General features: G+C 71.4%; 24 protein-coding genes. 14 read left to right on the top strand and 10 right to left on the bottom strand.

What is annotated here, in order from left to right; translation table 11 throughout:
* Positions 1-2: 2 nt before the first annotated feature.
* From M2165_RS24700 to M2165_RS24685, 4 genes are all read right to left on the bottom strand, one after another.
* A complete protein-coding gene (locus M2165_RS24700; RefSeq protein WP_280817199.1) occupies positions 3-269 on the bottom strand; it encodes a hypothetical protein in 267 nt (88 codons plus the stop codon).
* A 14-nt stretch (positions 270-283) separates the two neighbouring features.
* Positions 284-1189 (bottom strand): ZIP family metal transporter, encoded by a 906-nt coding sequence (locus tag M2165_RS24695; protein WP_280817198.1) that lies wholly within the window; start codon positions 1187-1189, stop codon positions 284-286.
* 251 nt (positions 1190-1440) lie between these two features.
* The gene (locus M2165_RS24690; protein ID WP_280817197.1) at positions 1441-3198 is read right to left on the bottom strand and encodes a hypothetical protein; all 1758 of its coding nucleotides are present in this window, start codon (positions 3196-3198) and stop codon (positions 1441-1443) included.
* Complete coding sequence (locus tag M2165_RS24685) at positions 3198-3728, bottom strand: dual specificity protein phosphatase family protein (protein WP_280817196.1); 531 nt, start codon at positions 3726-3728, stop codon at positions 3198-3200. Before M2165_RS24685 ends, M2165_RS24690 begins: the two co-directional genes overlap by 1 nt.
* A 148-nt stretch (positions 3729-3876) precedes the next feature.
* On the opposite strand from M2165_RS24685, the gene M2165_RS24680 reads away from it, so the two are divergent.
* The gene (locus M2165_RS24680) at positions 3877-5262 is read left to right on the top strand and encodes a UDP-glucose/GDP-mannose dehydrogenase family protein (RefSeq protein WP_280817195.1); all 1386 of its coding nucleotides are present in this window, start codon (positions 3877-3879) and stop codon (positions 5260-5262) included.
* Positions 5263-5309: 47 nt separating this feature from the next.
* A complete protein-coding gene (locus M2165_RS24675; RefSeq protein WP_280817194.1) occupies positions 5310-6362 on the top strand; it encodes an SDR family oxidoreductase in 1053 nt (350 codons plus the stop codon).
* Here M2165_RS24675 and M2165_RS24670 read toward each other — a convergent pair.
* The gene (locus tag M2165_RS24670; protein ID WP_280817193.1) at positions 6281-7237 is read right to left on the bottom strand and encodes a glycosyl hydrolase; all 957 of its coding nucleotides are present in this window, start codon (positions 7235-7237) and stop codon (positions 6281-6283) included. The genes M2165_RS24675 and M2165_RS24670 overlap by 82 nt on opposite strands.
* Positions 7234-8388 carry an inositol-3-phosphate synthase gene (locus tag M2165_RS24665; protein ID WP_280817192.1) on the bottom strand — a complete coding sequence of 385 codons (1155 nt, stop codon included), beginning with the start codon at positions 8386-8388 and terminating at the stop codon, positions 7234-7236. Before M2165_RS24665 ends, M2165_RS24670 begins: the two co-directional genes overlap by 4 nt.
* Positions 8389-8686: 298 nt before the next feature.
* Here M2165_RS24665 and M2165_RS24660 point away from each other — a divergent pair, with 298 nt between their 5' ends.
* Genes M2165_RS24660 through M2165_RS24615 form a run of 10 tightly spaced genes read left to right on the top strand, consistent with a single transcriptional unit; the run spans position 8687 to position 18769 of the window.
* A complete protein-coding gene (locus M2165_RS24660) occupies positions 8687-9805 on the top strand; it encodes an NAD-dependent epimerase/dehydratase family protein (RefSeq protein ID WP_280817191.1) in 1119 nt (372 codons plus the stop codon).
* On the top strand, positions 9802-10935 hold the full coding sequence (locus M2165_RS24655) for an NAD-dependent epimerase/dehydratase family protein (protein ID WP_280817190.1): 1134 nt from the start codon (positions 9802-9804) through the stop codon (positions 10933-10935). The genes M2165_RS24660 and M2165_RS24655 overlap by 4 nt, the downstream gene beginning before the upstream one ends.
* 2 nt (positions 10936-10937) lie before the next feature.
* Entirely contained in the window at positions 10938-11891 is a 954-nt protein-coding gene (locus M2165_RS24650; protein ID WP_280817617.1) for a zinc-binding dehydrogenase, read from the top strand.
* Positions 11888-12928: a Gfo/Idh/MocA family oxidoreductase gene (locus M2165_RS24645; protein WP_280817189.1), complete on the top strand. Its 1041-nt coding sequence runs from the start codon at positions 11888-11890 to the stop codon at positions 12926-12928. The genes M2165_RS24650 and M2165_RS24645 overlap by 4 nt, the downstream gene beginning before the upstream one ends.
* Entirely contained in the window at positions 12918-14066 is a 1149-nt protein-coding gene (locus tag M2165_RS24640; RefSeq protein ID WP_280817188.1) for a glycosyltransferase family 4 protein, read from the top strand. Before M2165_RS24645 ends, M2165_RS24640 begins: the two co-directional genes overlap by 11 nt.
* Positions 14054-15172 carry a glycosyltransferase gene (locus M2165_RS24635; RefSeq protein WP_280817187.1) on the top strand — a complete coding sequence of 373 codons (1119 nt, stop codon included), beginning with the start codon at positions 14054-14056 and terminating at the stop codon, positions 15170-15172. The genes M2165_RS24640 and M2165_RS24635 overlap by 13 nt, the downstream gene beginning before the upstream one ends.
* On the top strand, positions 15169-16287 hold the full coding sequence (locus tag M2165_RS24630; RefSeq protein WP_280817186.1) for a glycosyltransferase: 1119 nt from the start codon (positions 15169-15171) through the stop codon (positions 16285-16287). The genes M2165_RS24635 and M2165_RS24630 overlap by 4 nt, the downstream gene beginning before the upstream one ends.
* Positions 16284-17393, top strand: coding sequence for a glycosyltransferase (locus M2165_RS24625; protein WP_280817185.1), 1110 nt, complete (start codon positions 16284-16286; stop codon positions 17391-17393). The genes M2165_RS24630 and M2165_RS24625 overlap by 4 nt, the downstream gene beginning before the upstream one ends.
* A gap of 19 nt (positions 17394-17412) precedes the next feature.
* Positions 17413-18228, top strand: a complete 816-nt coding sequence (locus M2165_RS24620; protein WP_280817184.1) for a TIGR04290 family methyltransferase — start codon at positions 17413-17415, stop codon at positions 18226-18228.
* On the top strand, positions 18179-18769 hold the full coding sequence (locus M2165_RS24615) for a DUF1003 domain-containing protein (protein ID WP_280817183.1): 591 nt from the start codon (positions 18179-18181) through the stop codon (positions 18767-18769). The genes M2165_RS24620 and M2165_RS24615 overlap by 50 nt, the downstream gene beginning before the upstream one ends.
* A gap of 7 nt (positions 18770-18776) precedes the next feature.
* Here M2165_RS24615 and M2165_RS24610 read toward each other — a convergent pair whose 3' ends face one another.
* On the bottom strand, positions 18777-19367 hold the full coding sequence (locus M2165_RS24610) for a DUF4142 domain-containing protein (RefSeq protein ID WP_280817182.1): 591 nt from the start codon (positions 19365-19367) through the stop codon (positions 18777-18779).
* A 145-nt stretch (positions 19368-19512) separates the two neighbouring features.
* Between M2165_RS24610 and M2165_RS24605 the strand changes: the two genes are divergently transcribed.
* A complete protein-coding gene (locus M2165_RS24605) occupies positions 19513-19794 on the top strand; it encodes a hypothetical protein (protein ID WP_280817181.1) in 282 nt (93 codons plus the stop codon).
* A gap of 39 nt (positions 19795-19833) precedes the next feature.
* On the opposite strand, the gene M2165_RS24600 is transcribed toward M2165_RS24605, so the two are convergent.
* The 3 genes from M2165_RS24600 to rpoN are packed head-to-tail and all read right to left on the bottom strand — an operon-like array spanning position 19834 to position 21880.
* Entirely contained in the window at positions 19834-20145 is a 312-nt protein-coding gene (locus M2165_RS24600) for a hypothetical protein (RefSeq protein WP_280817180.1), read from the bottom strand.
* A complete protein-coding gene (locus M2165_RS24595; protein ID WP_280817179.1) occupies positions 20142-20393 on the bottom strand; it encodes a hypothetical protein in 252 nt (83 codons plus the stop codon). The genes M2165_RS24600 and M2165_RS24595 overlap by 4 nt, the downstream gene beginning before the upstream one ends.
* Positions 20394-20446: 53 nt before the next feature.
* On the bottom strand, positions 20447-21880 hold the full coding sequence (rpoN, locus tag M2165_RS24590) for an RNA polymerase factor sigma-54 (RefSeq protein WP_280817178.1): 1434 nt from the start codon (positions 21878-21880) through the stop codon (positions 20447-20449).
* A 231-nt stretch (positions 21881-22111) separates the two neighbouring features.
* Between rpoN and M2165_RS24585 the strand changes: the two genes are divergently transcribed.
* Positions 22112-22444, top strand: coding sequence for a histidine kinase dimerization/phospho-acceptor domain-containing protein (locus M2165_RS24585; RefSeq protein ID WP_280817177.1), 333 nt, complete (start codon positions 22112-22114; stop codon positions 22442-22444).
* The last annotated feature ends 27 nt before the right edge of the window (positions 22445-22471 follow it).

The raw sequence follows: 22471 nt of genomic DNA, 5'->3' as shown, positions 1-22471 counted from the left end.
CTTCAGGCCGCGGCGCGCGCCTGCTCGATGATCCGCCGCACGATCAGCGACAGGGTGCAGAGGTAGCGCGCATCGGCCGAGAGCGAGCGGCTCATCGCGGCGACGAGTTCGTCGAAGTCGTACTCCGAGGCGCCGTCCTCCACGTCGCCCGTCTCGCGCTCGCGCGTGATCGCGTCGCGGATGCGGCGCTGCACCGACATGTAGTCGGCCCGCAGCAGCACGCTGCGCGCCAGCAGCACGTCGAGGTTCAGCAGGTCCAGTGCGGTCATGGCCGTCCTCCGGTTCAGCCCAGCGCCGTGTCGAGCACCATCATCACGACGAAGCCGAGCATCAGCCCGCCGGTCGCGAAGGCCTCGTGTCCCTGCCGGTGCGATTCGGGAATGATCTCGTGGCTGATGACGAACAGCATCGCACCGGCCGCGAGCGCGAGGCCCCAGGGCAGCAGGCTCGCAGTCAGCGTGACCACCGTCGCGCCGAGCACCGCCATCGCGGGCTCGACCAGCCCCGAGGCCACGCCCAGGCCCGCGGACAGCAGCCGGCCGTAGCCCACGCCGCGCAGCGCGAGCGCCACCACCATGCCCTCGGGCACGTCCTGGATCGAAATGCCGGTGGCCAGCGCGGTGGCCGCCACCGGGTCGGAGCCCGCGAAGGCCACGCCGATCGCCAGGCCCTCGGGCAGGTTGTGCAGCGCGATCGCGAGCACGAACAGCCACACGCGCTTGAGCTTGACGGCCTTCGGCCCCTCGTGCCCCTTGATGAAATGCTCGTGCGGCACGAGCCGGTCGATCGCGAGCAGCAGCGCGGCGCCCAGCAGCACGCCCGCGCCGACGATGCCGCCCGCGCCCCAGGCGCCGAAGCCCTGCGTCTGCGCCGCATCGAGCGCGGGGATCACGAGCGAGAAGGAGGTGGCCGCGAGCATCACGCCCGCGCCGAAGCCGAGCATGCTGTCGAAGCTGCGTTGGGAGAACTGGTGCGACAGCAGCACCGGCAGCGTGCCGAGGGCCGTCGCCAGCGCGGCCAGGCTGCCGCCGAGCAGCGCGCCGCGCACGCGGGCATCGCCCGTGGCCACGGCTTCGATCGCCTGCAGCACCAGGAAGGCGAGGCCGGCCGTGACGATGCAGAAGCCGATCATCCGGCGCCAGGAGCGCCGGCGGCCGGCGCGCGCGAACAGCAGTTCGAGAGTCGTCATCTTGAAACCAGAAAAGTGCCCGCAAAAAAGGAGCGGCGACCGTCACGGCCGCCGCCCAACTCGCACCCACGAGAAAAAAAGGTTGTCGAGCCAGTGTTGTTCACCCTGGCGGCAGATTCGCGTTGCCGCGGGCCGCGCCGCGTAGGAGCGTTTCTCGTGTGGAGCGCGAGCGCAGACTACATGCGGTCCGCGGGCGGCGGCGGCGCGGCCGCGGCGCTGAACGCTTTGGTTCGCACGCGGACGACGGGCGATCAGCCGGCGCCCGCGAGCCGGCGTTGCAGCAGGCGGGCATAGCGCCCGGCCTCGCGTGAAAGGCGCGCGCTTTCGGATGCCGGCGCGTCCTGCGCCGCGAGGCTGAAGTGGCCGAGCTGGAACCCGAGGTAGGCCGGCAGGTAGAAGGCCGCGAGTTCCGCGTCGACCGCGCAGCCGCGCCGCGCGAGGTCGTCGAGCAGTTCGCGCTGCTCGCCGTCCGAGAGGCCGAACTCGGCCGCGGCGCCCGCCACGTCCCAGGCGGCGTCCTGGCATCCGACGAGGTCGTGGCCCGCATGGTGGTCCACCGCATCGGTCTTCAGCAGGCGTTCGCCGTCGTCGAGCCATTCCCAGGCATGCATGCGGTTGTCGGTGCGCACCGCACGCACCCGCGGCTGCATGCGCGCCGCCTCGCGCGCATGGCGGACCCATGCCTGCGCGCCGACCGCTTCGCCGAGCGCCTCGGCGGCGTTGTGCCGGCCGGCCTCGTGCAGTGCCTGCAGCGACGCGCCGGGCTGGTCCGGCAGCGCGAAAGCACGCGCACGAAAGGCGATGTAGTCCGCGAGCCGTGCCACCAGCCGCGCGCGCAGCGCCGGCTCGCCGAGCCGCGCCGGCGACAGCGGCGCCAGTTCCCCGTGCCAGCGCTCGACGATGAAGCCATGGCAGAGGCCCGCCACCGAGGGCGAGAAACCCGCTGCCGCGAGCTGCCGCGCGCAGGCGTGGCGCTGCCGCGCCGCATCCCCGAGGCCGATGAACTTCACCAGCCATGTGCCCGCGGCCGCGTGCGCGAGGAACTTGCGGCGCTCCTGCCAGGGATGCGCGGGCAGCGCGCCGGCATCGCGCGCACCGTGGGCGGCGCGCCATCCGCCGCCCGTGATCTCCTGCAGCGGCGCGCGCAGCGGCCCGACGATCTCCTCGACCCAGGTGCGCAGCCGATGCACCGGTTCGCGCGCATGCAGGATCAGCGCATCGAAGCCGACGACGTGCGAGGCGGTCTCGGCCCAGAGCGCGCGCGTCGCGTCGCCGGCCTGTGCGCCGGGGCCGTTGCCGTGGCCGGGGAACAGGTGGATGCGCGCGGGCGCCACGCCTTCGGCGCGCAGCTGCCGCACCACGCCCGCCACCGACGAGCCAGAGAGACCGGGGCCTTCGTCGACCACCGCATGCCGCGCGCCGGCCATCGCGAGCGCGCCGTGCTGCCACGCGACGCGGCGGTCGAAGGGATGGCCGATGGGCCGCAGCGTCAGCGGCGCGTCGTCGCCGAGCGCGGCCGCCACCATCGCGGCCAGGCTGGTGCCGATGCTGCGCAGGCCGATCACGCGCCATGGCGGCCCGCCGAGCTGCTGCGCCGCCGCGAAGAAGGCTTCGGGGTACAGCGCGTAGAAGGCGTAGCCCTCCGGCTGCTTCACTTCGAGCTCGATGGCCGGAAGCCGCGATGCGCTCGCTTCGACGCGCGCTTCCTCGTCGGCCGGCAGGTCGGCGAATCCGCGCTGCCAGGAGCGCGCGCAGCGCCGGGCCATCGCGCAGGTGAGGGCCATCGCGGCCTCGGCGTCGGGCCAGCGCCCGTCGCGCCGCCCGGCGGCCGCGAAACGCGCATCGGCGATGCCCTGCGCGATCTCGCCGGCTTCGATCAGCGCATCCACCAGCAGGGCATGTCGCCCCACGCCCGGCGGCAGGTCCCGCGCGGCCGCGAGCTGCCCGCGCAGCCGCGCGAGCTTGTGCGCGACGGCCTCGCGCCGCGTGGCGTCGCCGTAGACGAGCATCAGCCGGACTGCAGGTGGCGGTAGGCGATGGCCTGGAAGGCATCGAAGTCGGGAAGCGCCCAGGCGGCGCCGCGCTGTTCGCGGTGGCGTGCGAGCCAGCCGCTCCAGCATGCGAACTGTGCCGGCGAGGGCGAGACCAGCGCGCGCTGCGTCTTCATGCGTTCGAGCGCATCGAGCGGCGCCTCGCCGCGCGACACCATCACGCAGAGCGCGAGCGTGGCCGAGCGGCCGATGCCGTGCTCGCAATGGATGAGCAGGCGCTCGCCGCGGTCGAGCGAGGCGTTGGCGAACACCACCCCGTCTTCGAGCTGGGCCGCATCCACACCGCACATGTCTTCCGTCGGCAGGTGCAGCAGGGTGATGCCGTGCCGCTGCAGCACGGCCTCGTCGTCCTTGCCTTCCTCGCGCAGGTCGATCACCGCGCGGATGCCGTGCGCGCTCGCGAGCTCTTCGGCGCGCTCCGAGGGAAAGCTGCCGCCCACGGCGAGCTGGTGCGTGATCCAGTTGAAGTTGGGTGTCCAGGTCGTCATGGCGCGAGTGTGGCGCGGTTCCCGCTCATCAATGCAGTCCGCGGCGCGCCACGGCGCTGTCCTGTTCCTTCGCTGAAAAATTTCTGCTAGGTTTTTTCAACGCTGACACACACGCCATCCCGCTTCACCTCCTCTCTCTCACGCCTCCATGAAAATCTCAGTCCTCGGTACCGGCTACGTGGGTCTCGTCACGGGCAGCTGCCTCGCGGAGATCGGCAACGAAGTCATCTGCTTCGACGTCGACGAACGCAAGGTCGACATCCTCCGCTCGGGCGGCGTGCCGATCCACGAGGAGGGGCTGCCGCAGCTCATCGAGCGCAACGTGCGTATGGGGCGGCTGGACTTCACCACCGACGTGGCGCGCGCGGTGCACCATGGCGACCTGATCTTCATCGCGGCCGGCACGCCGCCCGGCGAGGACGGCAGCGCCGACCTGCAGTACGTGCTGGCCGCGGGCCGCAGCATCGGGCGGCACATGCAGGGCTTCAAGGTGGTGGTGGAGAAGTCCACCGTGCCGGTGGGCACCGCGGGCAAGCTGCGCGCGGCCATCGAGGAAGAGCTGTCGCAGCGGCGCGCCGACGGCGACCACGCGGCCGGCAGCGGCCTGCAGGGCATTCCCGTCACCATCGTCTCGAACCCCGAGTTCCTGAAGGAGGGCGCGGCGGTCGACGACTTCATGCGGCCGGACCGCATCGTCGTCGGCACCGAGCCCGGCGAGCCGGGGCGGCAGGCGCGCGAGATCATGACCCGGCTCTACGCGCCCTTCAACCGCCAGCGCGACCGCATGATCCACATGGACGTGAAGGCGGCCGAGTTCACCAAGTACGCGGCCAACGCGATGCTCGCCACGCGCATCAGCTTCATGAACGAGCTCGCCAACCTCGCGGAGAAGGTGGGCGTGGACATCGAGCAGGTGCGCCGCGGCGTGGGCTCCGATCCGCGCATCGGCTACAGCTTCCTCTACGCGGGCCTCGGCTACGGCGGCAGCTGCTTTCCGAAGGACGTGCAGGCGCTGGTCCACACGGCCGCCACCCACGGCCAGCGGCTGCAGGTGCTCGAAGCCGTGCGCGCCGTCAACGACGCGCAGAAGCTCGTGCTGGTCGAGAAGATCGTGCGCCGCTTCGGCGAGGACCTGCGCGGGCGCCGCTTCGGCGTCTGGGGCCTGGCCTTCAAGCCCGACACCGACGACATGCGCGAGGCGCCGAGCCGCATCGTCATCAAGGCGCTGCTGGTGCGCGGCGCCGAGGTGGTCGCGCACGATCCGGTCGCGATCGCCGAGGCGCGCAAGGTGCTCGCGGGCGACCTCGACGGCATGCCCGAGCTCGTGGCGCGGCTGCGCTACGTCGACAACCCGATGCAGGCGGCGGAGGACGCCGACGCGCTCGTGATCCTCACCGACTGGAAGGCCTTCAAGAGCCCGAACTTCAGCGCGCTGAAGACGGTGCTGCGGCAGCCGCTGATCTTCGACGGACGGAACCTCTACGACCCGGACATCCGCTCGCAGGGCTTCGACTATCTGGCCATCGGGCGGTGAGACGAAACGGACAGCCAGGAACAACCAAGGAACAAAAGGAGAACAACATGCGCATCTACAACACCCAGCGCCGCATCCTCGTGACCGGCGGCGCGGGCTTCCTGGGAAGCCACCTCTGCGAGCGGCTGCTCGCGCAGGGCCATGACGTGCTCTGCGTCGACAACTTCTTCACCGGCACGCGCCGCAACGTCGAGCATCTGCTCGCGAACCCGCACTTCGAGCTGATGCGCCACGACGTGACGATGCCGCTCTACGTCGAGGTCGACCAGATCTACAACCTCGCATGCCCGGCCTCGCCCGTGCACTACCAGCACGACCCGGTGCAGACCACCAAGACCAGCGTGCACGGCGCGATCAACATGCTGGGGCTGGCCAAGCGCGTGCGTGCGCGCATCCTGCAGGCCTCGACCAGCGAGGTCTACGGCGACCCCGACGTGCATCCGCAGCCCGAGAGCTACTGGGGCAAGGTCAACCCGATCGGCATCCGCAGCTGCTACGACGAGGGCAAGCGCTGCGCCGAGACGCTGTTCTTCGACTACCACCGGCAGCACCGCGTCGACATCCGCGTGGCGCGCATCTTCAACACCTACGGCCCGCGCATGCATCCGCGCGACGGGCGGGTGGTGTCGAACTTCATCGTGCAGGCGCTGCGCGGCGACCCGATCACCATCTACGGCGAAGGGCAGCAGACGCGCAGCTTCTGCTACGTGGACGACCTGGTCGAAGGGCTCAACCGCTTCATGGAAGCGGACCCGGGCGCACCGGGGCCGGTGAACATCGGCAACCCGGTGGAGTTCACCGTGCGCGAGCTCGCCACGCTGGTGATCCGGCTCACGGGTTCCTCGTCGAAGCTCGCCTTCGCGCCGCTGCCCTCGGACGACCCGATGCAGCGCCGCCCCGACGTGGGCCTCGCGAAGCAGATGTTCGGCTGGCAGCCGAGCGTGCAGTTGGAAGAGGGCCTGCGCAGGACCATCGAATATTTCGACGGCCTGCTCTCCGCCGGCGAGCTCTCCCCGGCTCAGCGCGCCGAGACGCGCGAAGGCGCGGCGGTGCCGGCCTCGGCGAAGGGCATCACGGTGCACGCGCGGTTCGACGCATAGCGCCGCACCGTCCGCGCGCAGAACTCGGCGAACTCCTCCGGCTGCTGCGGCGGGCTGGTGTGGTGCGGCGCGATGCCGCGGTGCTCGGGCGTGAAGCAGAAGGTCAGCGTCACGTCGAAGTCCTCCAGCGCGCGCATCTGGCGGTCGAACCATTCGTCGGCACCGGGGCGGAAGCTGTCGGCCCAGCTCAGGCCGGTGCGCAGCTGGCGCACGCCCAGGCGCTCGAGCCAGCGCACCGCGTCGTCGAGGCGGTGGTCCTCGAAGTGGAACCACTGGCAGATGCCCATCGCGGGCGTGTAGGCCGCGAACTGCTCGCAGGCGATCTTGGGCGTGCCGTCCTCGCGCAGCAGGCCCATGTGGAAGTGCCGGTAGTAGCTCGACCCCTCTGCCTCGCGGTGCCGCGTGGTGGCGGGCCAGGCCTGCGGCAGGTCGTAGAGCGAGTACCAGAAGATGCGCGGCACGCGGCCGATCAGCAGCTCGGCCGTGCGGCGCAGGCCGAACTCCTGCACCTCCTCGGCGCCGAAGGTCGACACGCCGACCTCGGTCACCCACACCGGCAGGTGCGTCACGGCCTCGATCTCGGCGATGCGCTGCGGCCATTCGTGGATCAGCCAGTTGTTCCAGTCCAGCGGGAAGCCGTGCACCGCGACCGCATCGAGCCCGTCGAGCACGCCGCGGTCGCGCAGCCCCGCCATGAAGTGCGCGTCGATCGGCGAGATGCCGCCGAGCACCTGCGTCAGCCCCGCGTTCTCGGCCCGCACCGCGGCGGAGGCCAGCTTCACCATCTGCGCATAGGCCGACCAGTCGGGGTCGAGCTCGAGGTCCCAGTGCGACTTGTTGTTGGGCTCGTTCCAGAACTTGACGGCTTCGATCATGCGAGCTTGCTCCTGGCGGCGGCGTGGCGGACGGCGGGCTTGTGCGCGCGCGGTCTGGATTCGGGCGGTGCGGTGGCCTCCGCATCGCCGCGGATGAAGGCTTCGACCAGTTCGCGCGCCTCGTCGTCGGTGAACTGCTGCGGCGGCGACTTCATGAAGTAGCTCGACGGCGCCAGCACCGCACCGCCCACGCCGCGGTCGAGCGCGAGCTTGGCGCAGCGCACCGCGTCGATCACCACGCCGGCCGAGTTGGGCGAATCCCAGACCTCGAGCTTCACCTCGCAGTGCAGCGGCACGTTGCCGAAGGTGGTGCCCTCCATGCGGATGTAGCACCACTTGCGGTCGGCGAGCCAGGGCACGTGGTCGCTCGGCCCCACGTGCACGTCGGACACCTTCATCGGATGGCCGAGCTGGCTCGTGACGGCCTGCGTCTTCGAGATCTTCTTCGACTGCAGGCGCTCGCGCTCCAGCATGTTGAGAAAGTCGGTGTTGCCGCCGAAGTTGAGCTGGTAGGTGCGGTCGAGCCGCACGCCGCGCTTGCGGAAGAGGTCGGTCAGGATGCGGTGCACGATGGTCGCCCCCACCTGCGACTTGATGTCGTCGCCGATGATCGGCAGCCCGCGTTCGGCGAAGCGGCGCTCCCATTCGGGCTTCGAGGCGATGAACACCGGCACGCAGTTGATGAAGGCGCAGCCGGCCTCGAGCACCTGCTCGGCATACCACTCGGTCGCCTTCTGGGAGCCCACCGGCAGGTACGAGACGACCACGTCGGTCTTCGTCTCCTTCAGGATCTTCGCCACGTTCTGCGCCTTCGCGGGCGAGAGCGGCACCACGCCCTTGAGGTAGGTGCCGACGCCGTCGTGCGTCGGGCCGCGGTGCACCGTCACGCCGAGCTTCGGCACCTCGGCGAAGCGGATCGTGTTGTTGGGTTCCTCGTAGATGGCCTCGCCGAGGTCGCGGCCCACCTTGCTCGCATGCACGTCGAAGGCCGCGCTGAACTCGATGTCCGAGGGGCGGTAGCCGGCGAGGTCGGGATGCATCAGGCCCGGGATGAAGTCGGTGCCCTGGGCGTTGCCATAGAAGTGCACACCCTGCACCAGCGAGGAGGCGCAGTTGCCCACACCGACGATTGCGACACGTATCTTGCTCATGTTGGAAGCCTTTGCGAGTGCCGCCGCATGCGCGCGGCGGACGTGATGTTGCACAAAGCCGCTGCTTTGTTCCTTTGCAATCTACGCCGGTTTGAAGCGCTGCGCGCACGCGAAACGCGCTCTATGCGCGCAGCCAACTCAGCAGTGGCGTAACAGGGCATCTTGCCTACACGCAGGTAAGTACCTTCGCACATCAAGGCGGCCGCTTTTCGCCGACTTTTGCGCTTCGCCAAGGCGTTGGACGCACGCCGTTCCTCCGTTGCGGAGCCGCCGGCGAAATCAAACAAGAAGGGGTTTCATGTCTCAGCACATTCTCATCACCGGCGGTGCCGGCTTCATCGGCTCGCATCTGGCGGACGAGCTTCTTTCCCACGGCTATCGCGTGCGCGTCCTCGACAACCTCGCGCCTCAGGTGCATGGCGACTCGGGCCGCAGGCCCGACTACCTCGAGGCCGACGTGGAACTCATGGTCGGCGACGTGTGCGACCCGCAGGCGGTGCGCGCGGCGCTCAAGGGCATCGATGCGGTCTACCACTTCGCATCGGCCGTCGGCGTGGGCCAGAGCATGTACGAGGTGGCGCACTACACGCGCGTCAACAACCTCGGCACCGCGGTGCTGCTGGAGGCGCTGATCGAACGGCCCGTGAAGCGGCTGGTGGTGGCATCGAGCATGAGCCTCTATGGCGAAGGCCTCTACCGCACCGCGGCCGGCGAGCTGCGCACGGTGCAGGAGCGCACGCTGGAGCAGCTGCGCCGCGGCGACTGGGAATGGCGCGACGAGGACGGCATCGCCCTCGTGCCCGCGCCCACGCCCGAGGACAAGCCGCCGGCGCTGGCCTCGGTGTACGCGCTGTCCAAGTTCGACCAGGAGCGCATGTGCCTGATGATCGGCCGCGCCTACAACATCCCGACGGCCGCGCTGCGCTTCTTCAACGCCTACGGTCCGCGCCAGGCGCTGTCCAATCCCTACACCGGCGTGCTCGCGATCTTCGCCTCGCGGCTGCTCAACGACAGCCCGCCGAAGATCTTCGAGGACGGTCACCAGCAGCGCGACTTCGTGAGCGTCTACGACATCGCGCGCGCCTGCCGGCTCGCGCTCGAGATGCCGGCGGCGGCCGGCGAGGTGTTCAACATCGGCAGCGGCGAGGCGCACAGCGTGCGCGACATCGCCGAGCGCGTGGCCCAGGCCGTGGGCAAGCAGGACCTGCTGCCCGAGATCACGGGCAAGTACCGGGTCGGCGACATCCGCCACTGCTACGCCGACATCTCCAAGGCGCGCCGCGTGCTCGGCTACACGCCGCGCGTGACGCTGGACGACGGCCTGGCCGAACTCGCGGCCTGGCTCGAAGGGCAGGCCGCGGTGGACCGCGTGGCGCAGGCGAGCGCGGAACTCTCGGCGCGCGGGTTGGCCATATGAACAGCAGGGACGCGGTACTCACCCCCCGGCGCGCGCTCAACGGCAAGGACCGGGTCACGCTCATCACGGGCGGCGCGGGCTTCGTCGGCGCGAACCTCGCGCACCGGCTGCTGTCCGAAGGCCAGCGCGTGCTGGTGCTGGACAACCTCTCGCGTCCGGGCGTGGAGCGCAACCTGGCCTGGCTGGAGCAGAACCATCCGACCGGCCTCGACGTGATGGTGGCCGACATCCGCGACGCCGCGGCGGTGGAGCGGGCGGTCGCCAGGGCCGGCCACGTGTTCCACTTCGCGGCCCAGGTCGCGGTGACCACGAGCCTCGTCGATCCGCGCGAGGACTTCGCGATCAACGCGCTCGGCACCCTCAACGTGCTCGAGGCGGCGCGCGCGCAGCCGGTGCCGCCCTCGGTGCTCGTGACCTCGACCAACAAGGTCTATGGCGGCCTGGAGGACGTGGGCCTGAAGCTCGAGGACCAGCGCTACCGCCCCGTGGCGGCCGACATCGCGGCGCACGGCATCTCCGAGGCGCGGCCGCTCGACTTCCACAGCCCCTACGGCTGCTCCAAGGGCACGGCCGACCAGTACGTGCACGACTATGCGCGCAGCTACGGCATGAAGACCGTCGTGTTCCGCATGAGCTGCATCTACGGGCAGCGGCAGTTCGGCACCGAGGACCAGGGCTGGGTCGCGCACTTCCTGCTGCGCGCGCTCGACGGCGAGCCGATCACGCTCTTCGGCGACGGCAAGCAGGTGCGCGACATCCTCTTCGTCGACGACCTGGTGGATGCCTTCGTGCTCGCGCAGCATCACATCGACAAGCTCGCGGGCAGCGCCTTCAACATCGGCGGCGGCCCGCGCAACGTGATCAGCCTGCTCGACCTGCTGGACCAGATCGAGCGCCTCGACGGCCGGCGGCCCGCGACCGCGCACGAGGACTGGCGCACCGGCGACCAGCGCTACTACGTCTCGGACACGCGGCGCTTCGAGGCCGCGACCGGATGGCGCCCCGCCATCGATGCGCGCCAGGGCGTCGAGCGCCTCTACCGCTGGCTGCAGCAGATGCGCGCCGAGCCCGCGGCGGCGCCGCGCAAGGCCGACCGGCACAGCCCGCTGCTCGCGATGAGCGGGAGGTGAGCATGCTCGCCAGCGTGATTGCATCGCCCGGACAGGCGATCCTGCAGCGCGTGGACCGCCCCGAGCCGGGCGCGGGCCAGGTGCTGCTGCAGCTCGAAGGCTCGGGCGTGTGCGCCTCGAGCCTGCCGTTGTGGGAAGGCCGGTCCTGGTTCGAATACCCGCAGCCCGCGGGCGCGCCGGGCCACGAGGGCTGGGGCCGCGTGGCGGCGCTGGGCGAGGGCGTCGAAGGCCTCGCGGTCGGCGACCGCGTGGCCGCGCTCACCTACCGCGCGCATGCCGAGTACGACGTGGCCGATGCCGCGGCCGTGGTGCCGCTGCCGGCCTCGCTCGCCAAGGCGGCGATGCCCGGCGAGCCGCTGGGCTGCGCGGTCAACATCTTCCGCCGCAGCGAGATCCGCGCGGGGCAGACGGTGGCGATCGTGGGCATCGGCTTTCTCGGCGCGATCCTCACGCGGCTGGCGGCCGACGCCGGCGCGCGGGTGATCGCGATCTCGCGCCGGCCCTTCGCGCTGGAGGTGGCGCGCGCGGCGGGCGCGGCCCACACCATCGTCATGGACGACCACTGGCGCATCCTCGACGAGGTGAAGCGCCTCACGGGCGAGCGCATGTGCGAGCGCACCATCGAGGCGGTCGGCCTGCAGTGGCCGCTCGACCTCGCGGGCGAGCTCACCGGCGAGCGGGGGCGGCTCGTGATCGCCGGCTACCACCAGGACGGCACGCGCCAGGTCAACATGCAGATGTGGAACTGGCGCGGCATCGACGTGATCAACGCGCACGAGCGCGATCCGCGCATGTACGTGCAGGGCATCCGCGAGGCGGTGGCGCTGATGGCGGAGGGCCGGCTCGATCCGGCGCCGCTCTTCACCCACCGCCTGCCGCTCGACCGGCTCGGCGAGGCGCTCGAGCTCACGCGCACGCGGCCCGACGGTTTTCTCAAAGCGGTGGTGACCACGTGAGGGCCGAAGGCGCTTTCAGCGTGCGCGATGCGGGCGCCGCGGCCGCGCCGGTGCGCAGGCCGCGCCTGGGCTTCCTCGGCGTGGGCTGGATCGGCCGCAACCGCATGGAGGCGATCGCGCGCGACGGCGCGGCCGAGATCGCCGCCATCGCCGACGCCGAGCCCGCGGCGCGCGAGGCCGCCTGTGCCATTGCGCCGGACGCGGCGGGCGTGGACTCGCTCGATGCGCTGCTGGACCAGGACCTCGACGGCCTCGTCATCGCCACGCCCAGCGCGCTTCATGCGCAGCAGGCCGAGGCGGCGCTCGCGCGTGGGGTGGCGGTGTTCTGCCAGAAGCCGCTCGCGCGCACGGCGGCCGAGACGCGCGGCGTGATCGACGCGGCGCGCCGCGCCGACCGGCTGCTCGACGTGGACCTGTCCTACCGCCGGACCCAGGGCATGCAGCGCATCCGCGAACTGGTGTCGACCGGCGGCATCGGCGAGGTCTATGCGATCGACCTCGTGTTCCACAACGCCTACGGGCCGGACAAGCCGTGGTTCCGCGATCCGGTGCTGTCGGGCGGCGGCTGCGTGATCGACCTCGGCATCCACCTGGTCGACCTCGCGCTCTGGACGCTGGACTTTCCCCGCGTGGAGGCGGTCTCGAGCCGCCTGCATGCGGGCGGGCGCCGGCTCGCGCTGCCCTCGGGCGTGGTCGAGGACCATGCGGTCGCGCAGATCGACCTGGCAGGCGGCTGCGTGGTGCGGCTCGCCTGTTCGTGGAACCTGCCGGCCGGCCGCGATGCGGTGATCGAGGCCGCGTTCCACGGCACGCAGGGCGGCGCCGCGTTCCGCAACGTGGGCGGTTCCTTCTACGACTTCACGGCCGAGCGCTTCGAAGGCACGCGCGCGCTGCCGCTTGCCGCGCCGCCCGACGACTGGGGCGGGCGCGCGGCCACGCACTGGGCGCGCGCGCTCGCGCGCGGCGGGCGCTACGACCCGGCGATCGAGCGGCTGGCCGAGGTGGCGGCGGTGCTGGATGCGATCTATGCGCGCTGAAGCACCGCGCCAAGTGCTGATGACGGCCGACACGGTCGGCGGCGTCTGGACGCATGCGATCGAGCTCGCGGGCGCGCTGCGCGAACGCGGCATGCGCGTGTCGCTCGCCACCATGGGCAGGGCGCTTTCGCCCGCGCAGCGCGCGCAGGCGGCCGCGCTCGCGGGCGATGGCATGTCGCTGCACGAGAGCCGCTGGAAGCTCGAATGGATGGACGCCCCCTGGGACGAGGTGCGCGCCGCCGGCGAATGGCTGCTCGAACTCGAAGCCGTGCTGCGGCCCGACGTCGTCCATCTCAACCAGTTCGCCTTCGGTGCGCTGCCCTTCGCCGCGGCCAAGCTGGTGGTGGCGCATTCCTGCGTGGCTTCGTGGTGGCGCGCGGTGCACCGCTGCGCCGCGCCGGCCGAATGGAACACCTACCGCGACGTGGTGCGGCGCGGGCTCGAGGGGGCCGACCTCGTGGGCGCGCCGACCGAGGCCATGCTCGCCGCGCTCGCGCTCGATCACCGGTACCGGCGCGGCGGCCTCGTGCTGCCCAATGGCCGCGATCCCGCGCGCTTCGCGGCGGGTGCGAAGGCGCCGTTCATCCTTTCGGCGGGCCGGCTCTGGGACGCGGCCAAGAACCTCTCGGCCCTCGAAGCCGTCGCGCCGCGGCTGCCCTGGCCGGTGCGCGTGGCAGGCGCCACGGCGGCGCCCGGCGATGCGGCGCTAACCGCCGCGCATGCATCGGCCGTGCAGTGGCTCGGCGAACTCGCGCCCGAGGCGCTCGCCGCGCAGCTCGCGCAGGCCGCGATCTACGCCTTGCCCGCGCGCTACGAGCCTTTCGGGCTCAGTGCGCTCGAAGCGGGCCTCTCGGGCTGCGCGCTGGTGCTCGGCGACCTGCCGAGCCTGCGCGAGGTCTGGGGCGATGCCGCGCTCTACGTGCCGCCCGAGGACCACGAGGCGCTGCATGCCGCCTTGCTGAGCCTGATCGGCGACGACGCGCTGCGGGCGCGGATGGCGCAGAAGGCGCTGGCGCGCGCGCGGCATTTCAGCCCGGCGCGCATGGCCGATGCCTACCTCGGCGCCTACCGCCGCCTGTGCGCGGCACCGCTGCCGCGCGCGCACAGCAACACCAAGGAACCTGCATGCGCTTCGTGATGTTCTGCCATTCGCTGGTGTCCGACTGGAACCACGGCAACGCCCATTTTCTTCGCGGCATCTGCAGCGAGCTGCTCGCGCGCGGCCACGAACTGGCGGTGTACGAACCCGCGGACGCCTGGAGCCGCGTGAACCTCGAAGCCGAGCACGGGCATGCGCCGATCGAGGAGTTCGCGCGCGTCTATCCCGAGCTGCAGAGCATCGCCTGCGACCCCGCCACGCTCGACCTCGATGAAGCGCTCGCCGATGCCGACGTGGTGCTCGTGCACGAGTGGAACGACCATGCGCTGGTGAGCCGCATCGGCCGGCACCGGCGCGACGGCGGGCGCTACCGGCTCTTCTTCCACGACACCCACCACCGCAGCGTGACCGACGCGGCGAGCATGGCCGCCTACGACCTCGCGCACTACGACGGCGTGCTGGCCTTCGGCGAGGTGATCCGCGATCTCTACGAACGCCGCGGCTGGGCGCGCCGTGCCTGGACCTGGCACGAGGCGGCCGACACGCGGCACTTCCATCCGCTTCCGGACGAGACGGAGGAGGGCGACCTGGTCTGGATCGGCAACTGGGGCGACGACGAACGCGAGGCCGAGCTCGACGAGTTCCTGCTCGCCCCCGTGCGCGCGCTGCGGCTGCGCGCCCGCGTGCACGGCGTGCGCTATCCCGACCATGCGCTCGAGCGCCTGCGCGCCGCCGGCATCCGCTATGCGGGCTGGCTGCCGAACCACCGCGCCCCGCGCGTCTTCGCGCGCCACCGCGTGACGGTGCACGTGCCGCGCCGGCCCTACGTGCAGGCGCTGCCCGGCATTCCGACCATCCGCGTGTTCGAGGCGCTGGCCTGCGGCATTCCGCTGGTCTCGGCCCCGTGGAACGACGCCGAGGGCCTGTTCACGCCGGGCCGCGACTTCCTCGTGGCCGAGGACGGCGCCGCGATGCAGCGCCACCTGCGTGACGTGCTCAACGACAAGGCCCTCGCGCGCGCGCTGCGCGAACAGGGGCTGGACACGGTGCTCGCGCGCCACACCTGCGCCCACCGGGTGGACGAACTGCTCGCCATCCACGCCGCGCTCGAAGAGAACGACCAACCCCGGAGCATTGCCGCATGAAGAGTCAACAACGAAAAATGGACATCGCCTTCTTCGCATCGAGCCTGGTCTCGGCCTACTGGAACGGTGCCGCCACCTACTACCGCGGCATCGTGCGCGCGCTCGCGGAGCGCGGCCACCGCGTGCGCTTCTACGAACCCGACGCCTTCGGCCGCCAGCAGCACCGCGACATGGACGACCCCGACTGGGCCGAGGTGATCGTCTACCCGGGCGAGGGCGAGGAGAACGCGCTGCGCATGGTCGAGCATGCGCGCGGCGCCGACCTCGTGGTCAAGGCCAGCGGCGTGGGCGTGTTCGACGCGCTGCTCGAGAAGGCCGTGCTCGACCTGCAGGGCCCCGGCACGCGCGTGGTGTTCTGGGACGTCGATGCGCCCGCCACGCTCGACCGCCTGCAGGCCGATGCCGGCGATCCCTTCCATGCGCTGGTGCCACGCTACGACATGGTGCTGACCTACGGCGGCGGCGATCCGGTGGTGCAGGCCTACCGGCGCATCGGCGCGCGCGACTGCGTGCCGATCTACAACGCGCTCGATCCCTCGACGCACCATCCCGTGGGGCCCGATCCGCGCTTCGCGGCCGACCTCGGCTTTCTCGGCAACCGCCTGCCCGACCGCGAAGCGCGGGTGGACGAGTTCTTCCTCCATGCCGCGAGCCTGCTGCCCGGGCGGCGCTTCCTGCTCGGCGGCAGCGGCTGGAGCGACAAGGCCATGCCGAGCAACGTGGGCTACGTCGGCCACGTCTACACCGCCGACCACAACGCCTTCAACCGCACGCCGATGGCGGTGCTCAACGTGAGCCGCGACAGCATGGCGCGCTACGGCTTCTCGCCGGCCACGCGCGTGTTCGAGGCCGCGGGTTCGGCTGCCTGCCTCATCACCGACGCCTGGGAGGGGATCGAGCAGTTCCTCGAACCGGACAGCGAAGTGCTGGTGGCCGCCGGCGGCGAAGCGGTGGCGGCCCACCTGGTCGCGCTCGACGAGGCGAAGGCGCGCCGCATCGGCGAGGCCGCCTACCGGCGCGTGCTCGCCGAGCACACCTATGCGCACCGCGCGGCGCAGCTGGAGGCGCTGCTCGAAGGCGCCGATGCGGCGCAGGCGCTGGAGGTGCTGTCGTGAGCGCGACCGCCATCACCACCGGCGCGCCGCTGCGGATCGTGATCCTCGGGCTCTCGATCACCTCGTCCTGGGGCAACGGCCACGCGACCACCTACCGCGGCCTCGTGCGCGAGCTCGTGCGCCGCGGCCACGACGTGCTCTTCCTCGAGCGCGACGTGCCCTGGTACGCCGGCCACCGCGACCTGCCGAATCCGCCGTTCGGCCGCACCGCGCTCTATGCCGACCTCGCGGGCCTGCAGCGCGACCATGCGGCCGACGTCGCCGAGGCCGACCTGGTGATCGTCGGCTCCTTCGTGCCCGACGGGGTGGCGGTGGGCGACTGGGTGCAGACGCAGGCGTCGGGCTGCACCGCGTTCTACGACATCGACACGCCGGTCACGCTGGCCGCGCTCGCGCGCGGCGGCACCACCTACCTGCAGGCGCGCCAGATCGCGGGCTACGACATGTACCTGTCGTTCACCGGCGGCCCGACGCTCGAGCGCCTCGAACGCGAATACGGCTCGCCGGCGGCGCGCGTGCTCTATTGCTCGGTCGATCCGGCGCTCTATCACCCGGCGCCGGTGGCGCAGGACTGCGACCTGGGCTACATGGGCACCTACAGCGACGACCGCCAGCCCACGCTGGAGGCGCTGCTGCTCGCGCCGGCGCGCGCCTGGCCGGAGGGCCGCTTCGAGGTGGCCGGCGCGCAGTACCCGGCGCACATCGTCTGGCCGGACAACGTGCGCTACACCGCGCACCTGCCGCCCGCGGAGCACCGCGCCTTCTACAGCCGGCAGCGCTTCACGCTCAACGTGACGCGCGCCGACATGATCGAAGCCGGCTGGTCTCCGAGCGTGCGCATCTTCGAGGCCGCCGCCTGCGGCACGCCGATCATCAGCGACCGCTGGGACGGCATCGAGACCCTGCTGGTGCCGGGGCAGGAGATCTTCCTCGCCGATTCGCCCGCACAGGTGCTGCAGCTCCTGCGCGAGCTGCCCGAGGACGAACGCCGCGCCGTGGGCGAGCGCGCGCGCCAGCGCATCCTCTCGGACCACACGGCCGCCCACCGCGCCGCGGAACTCGAAGCCTATGCGCGCGCGCAGCTGCCCGTGCGCGAGGCAGCCTGAGCAACCAAGGAGGATGCGCATGCAAGAAGCACGAGCCAAGACGGACGCCCGCGGCGACGCGGACGCGCTCCGCAAGCAGATCGAGGCCCTCGGCCCCTGGTTCCACAACCTGCACCTGCCGGGCGGGGTGCAGACGCTGCCCCATCATTTCCTGGGCGGCGATTTTCCGAACTTCAAGTGGCAGGAGATCAAGCCCTTCGTGCCCGAGGACCTGAGCGGCTGGCGCGTGCTCGACGTCGGCTGCAACGCCGGCTTCTACAGCTTCGAGCTCGCGCGGCGCGGCGCCTCGGTGCTCGGCATCGACGTCGATGCGCACTACCTCGCGCAGGCCCGCTGGGCGGCGCGCCAGCTGGGGCTGGACTCGAAGGTGGAGTTCCGCGAGATGCAGGTCTACGACCTCGCGAAGAGCGACGAGACCTTCGACCTCGTGTGGTTCATGGGGGTCTTCTACCACCTGCGCTATCCGCTGCTCGCGCTCGACCTGCTGGCCGCGCGCACCGGCCGCATCATGATGTTCCAGACGCTCACCATGCCCGGCGACTCGGTCTACACCGACACCGCCGACTGCAGCATCGAGGACCGCACGCCGCTGCTCGAAAGCGGCTGGCCGCGCATGGCCTTCATCGAGCACCGGCTCGCGGGCGACCCGACCAACTGGTGGGCGCCCAACCATGCGGGCGTGGAGGCGATGCTGCGTTCGAGCGGCCTGCGCGTCGAGGCGCGGCCGGGGCACGAGATCTACCTGTGCGTGCCCGATGCGCAGGCGCAGGAGGCGCGGGCGATCCATGGCTCGCAGTACGACGCCGCCACCGGAGCCATCCGTCGCCACGGATGAATCCGCGAACCCCGCCACGCGCGGCGGCGAGCCGCCCGTGGCCGGGGTGGTCGACCGCAACATCGCGGCGCTGGTGCGGCGGCGCCAGCAGCAGAAGGTGGCGGGCGGGCTGCAGGACCGGGTGGCCGACGCCATCACCCGCTTTGCGGGCAGCATGAAGTTCGTGTACCTGCACCTGCTGATCTACGGCGGCTGGATCGTGGTCAACCTCGGCTGGGTGCCGATGGTGCGCGCCTTCGATCCCACCTTCGTGGTGCTGGCGATGGTCGCGTCGGTGGAGGCGATCTTCATCTCGACCTTCGTGATGATCAGCCAGAACCGCATGGCGGCCATGGCCGATCGGCGCGCCGATCTCGACCTGCAGATCAGCCTGCTCGGCGAGCACGAGATCACCAAGCTGGTGGTGCTGGTCGCCGAGATCGCGAAGCGCATGGACATCCCCGCGGCGCGCGACCCGGAACTCGACGAATTGCGCACCAACGTCTCGCCCGACCGCGTCCTCGACAGCATCGAGCGCCGGGAGGACGAGGAGGGGCGATAGCCGGCGGCTACTTGCGCGCGGGGGAGATCTGCTGCGCGGTGGTCAGGTGGCCGTGCACCACCGGCAGCGTCTTGGCCGCATAGGCCTTCAGGTCGGGGTCCTTGGCTTCGCGCTGTACTTTCTGCAGCATTTCGTGCGTCTTCTTGTGGTCGGCAACGCCGACCATCGCCATGTAGCGCTTGTCGAAGGCATCGCCGTCGAGCGCCTTGAGCGCGGTGGCGGTGGCCTTGTGCTTCGTATCCGGCTCGGTGGGCAGCGTCACGCCCTTCTTCGAAGCCAGCTCCTGGAGTTCGCCGAGCGACTTGGTGTGGTCCTCCACCATGGTCTGGCCGAACTTCTTCACCTCGTCCTTGGCGGCCTTCTCCTGCGCCAGCTTGCCGGTCTCGACCTCGGCGATGTTGGCCTGCGCGAGGTTCTTCATCATGCGTTCGTCGGCCTTGGTCAGCCTGGCGGCCGCATCGGCGCCGCTGCGCGATTCGCTGCTGACGGCCTGGTCGCCGCGCGAAGCCGCGCTCTGAGCGGCGGCGGGCAGGGCGGTGAAGGCGGCCGCGGCAACGGCGGCGGCGGCGAGTCGGAACGCGGTGGTCTGGATGTTCATCGGTTGCTCCTTGAAGGAAGTGTCTTGCGGCCCCGCCCGACGGGCGGGGTACCCACCGGATACATGGCAACGCGCATGCCCGCGGGTCGGCGGGCATGCCGCTTGCCGCCCCGGAACGGCTGTTCCTCAACGCTGGATGACCCTCATGAAAACTTCGCGGCGGCGCGCAGGCCGCGCCAACGACTGCTACGAACTGCTCGAATCGCTTTCGCGCCGGCCATTGCCGGTGGTGTGCTCGGCGCCCGACGAGATCGACAAGATCCTCGCGCTGCGCAGCGCCTCGCTGCTGCAGGCGCAGACCGAGCCGCCGGTGGTGCTGCGCACGGGCGAGCGCCGCATCGAGCGCGCGATCGTCACCGCGATCACCGCCGAAGGCCGCGCCGCCTGCGCGCTGCGCGGGGCGGCCTTTCCGTCCTCGCGACGCTGAGTGCGGCGCGGCGCCCGCAGCGCCCGCGCCGCGCGTGCTTCAGAACTGGCCCTGGCCGTCGCCGGTGCGGTCGTGCACCCAGCGCATCGCCTGCTGCTGCGCGTGGCGCAGCGCCTCGGCCTCGGTGGCGTAGCCGATCTCGTCGGTGTCGTCCGGCAGGGCCTGCTCGCGGTGGCCCGGCCCCTGGCCGAGGCAGACCACCACCGGGCGGTACACGCCGCTCGCCATGCGGCGCGCGCTGTAGATGAAGCGCCAGCCGCGGTAGTTGAAGTCGTGGCATTCGTCGGCGCCGGCGGCGGCGCTCGTCTTCGGTGCGCCCTCGGGACCGTCGGTGGCGTCGAATGCGTTCATCGTGTGTACTCCATGCGCAAGGGGGTGTCGATGCCGCGGACCGCCTTCCAGCCGTCGGGCGTGAGTCCGCGCACTTCGCCGAACTGCTCGTCGCAGGCGTCGGGCGGGTAGAAGCGTACATCCACATGGCCGGCGGCGGCGAGCCGGCGCAGCACGCGCACCTTCGACGGGCGCGCGACGAAGGCCGGCATGCGCTGCCGGGCCAGCCGTGCCAGGTACCTGAAGGACTTCTCGGGGTCGATGGACATGGGATCGTCTCCTTTGGCGAAATGATGGGAAGAAGAAGCGGAAGCGCCGGCGCTCAGGCCGATGCGCCCAGGGAGCCCGGGGGCATGCGGCGGCGTTCGAAGGGATCGATGTTCATGCTCTGGCGGTACTTGGTGACGGTGCGGCGCGCGATGCGGAAGCCCTGCTGCGCGAGCTGGCGCGCGAGCGCGGCGTCGCTGAGCGGCGCCAGCGGCTTCTCCACCGCGATGAGCTCGCGGATCAGCCCCTGCAGCGCCACCGGCGCGCTGGCGCCGCCGGCCGCGTGCGCGAGCCCGCGCGAGAAGAAGTGCTGCAGCTCGAACACGCCCGACGGCGTGGCGATGTACTTGTTGTGCACGGTGCGCGAGACGGTCGAGGGATGCACGCCCACCTCGTCGGCGATCTCGCGCAGGCCGAGCGGCTTCATGGCGAGCGGGCCGTGCTCGAGGAACAGCTTCTGCCGCGCCACGATGGCGCGCGCCACGCCGAGGATGGTGGCGGCGCGCTGCGAGACGTTGCCCGCCAGCCATCGCGCCTGCTCCAGGCATTCCTTCATCGCCGGGCTCCGGTTGGTGCCGTGCTTCTCGAACAGCCGGGCGTAGTCGGCATGGACCTTCACGCGCGGCACGGCCTCCGGCGTGAGCGCGGCGCGCCATGCGCCGGCCACCTTGCGCACCGTCACGTCGGGCACCACGAAGCGCGCCGTGCTCTCGCCGCGCTGCCAGCCCGGCCGCGGGTCGAGGCGGCGGATGGCGTCGACCGCGGCCTGCGCCTCGCGCCGCGCGACGCCGAGCGCACGTGCGAGCCGGCCGCTGTCGCGCGTGGCGAGCAGGTCGATGTGCGCGGTCACGATCCGGCGCGCGAGTGCTCGCGTGCCTTCGTCGGCCACCGCGTCGAGCTGCAGGCACAGGCACTCGGCCAGGTCGCGTGCCGCCACGCCCGCGGGGTCGAGCGCCTGCACGCGGCGCAGCGCAGTGCGCAGTTCGTCCTCGGCCTCGGCACCGCATTCGCCGAGCGCGGCGCCGACCTCGTCGAGCGAGATGCGCAGGTAGCCGTCCTCGTCGAGCGCGTCGATCAGTGCATGCGCGAAGGCGGCCTCGCGCGCGGACAGGCGCAGCACGCCGAGCTGCGCGTGCAGGTGCGCATGCAGCGAGTCGGGCAGCGGCACGCGCTGCATCAGGTCGAAGCTTTCGTCGTGCGACAGGTGCCGCTCGCCGGCGGCGGGCGCGGCCGTGAGGTGGTCGAAGGCGGCGGCGCCGTCGATGTCGTTGTCCGCCAGCGCGGGCAGCGCATCGGCGGTGGCGGCTTCGACGATGCCGTCCTGCGAGGCGGCTTCCACCTCGAGGAAGGGATTGAGCTCGGCCGCTTCGCGCAGCGCCTGCGCATATTCCTGCGACGACATCTGCAGCAGCCGCACCGCCTGCTGCAGCCGGCGCGAAAAGACCGGCGCCTGGACCTGGCGGGCGTGCAAGGCAATCGAAGTGTTCATGGTCCTCCGTGATGGATTGGCCGGCCGGCCGAGGGCGGCCGGGGACCTGGTGCTGCGCAACGGTCGTGCCAGCGCCTTTCGCGCGGAATGGGCCGAATAAGTACCGCGAAAGTTCTTAAACCCCGGCCTGCGCCGTGCAGCGGCCTGAAAGCCTTGCGGCAAATCTTGCGACAGGCCCCGCTGCAGACAGCCGCTGGCGCTTGCCGCACACTCCGTCACATGAAAAATTCAATGAGCACGGGCAGCGCGGCCCTGGCCGGCGCATGCGCGGCGCTGCTGGGCGCCGCGTTCGCATGCGCGCAGCAGGCGCGCTCGGCCCGCATGGCGCGGCAGGCATTGGCTGCGCAGCAGGTGCGCCAGGCGCGGCGCGCGGCGCTGGCGCGGCGCCTGGAGCACGATCTGCGAAGCCCGGTGGGCGCGATGGCCGTGGCGCTGGAGCTGCTGCGCAGCTGCGACGACGACGCGACGCGCAACGAGGCCATCGCGGTGCTGGAGCGGCAGGTGGCACGTATGACGTCTCTGACAGAGCGAGTGCATGAATTCGCACAAGGCATGAACGATTGAGCCGTCCGGAGCGCGCCTGCGGGCGCG

The organism is Variovorax sp. TBS-050B (assembly GCF_029893635.1).
Taxonomy (GTDB): domain Bacteria; phylum Pseudomonadota; class Gammaproteobacteria; order Burkholderiales; family Burkholderiaceae_C; genus Variovorax.
Note: the sequence above shows the minus strand (reverse complement) of the source record. Positions and strands in the feature narration are given on the sequence as shown.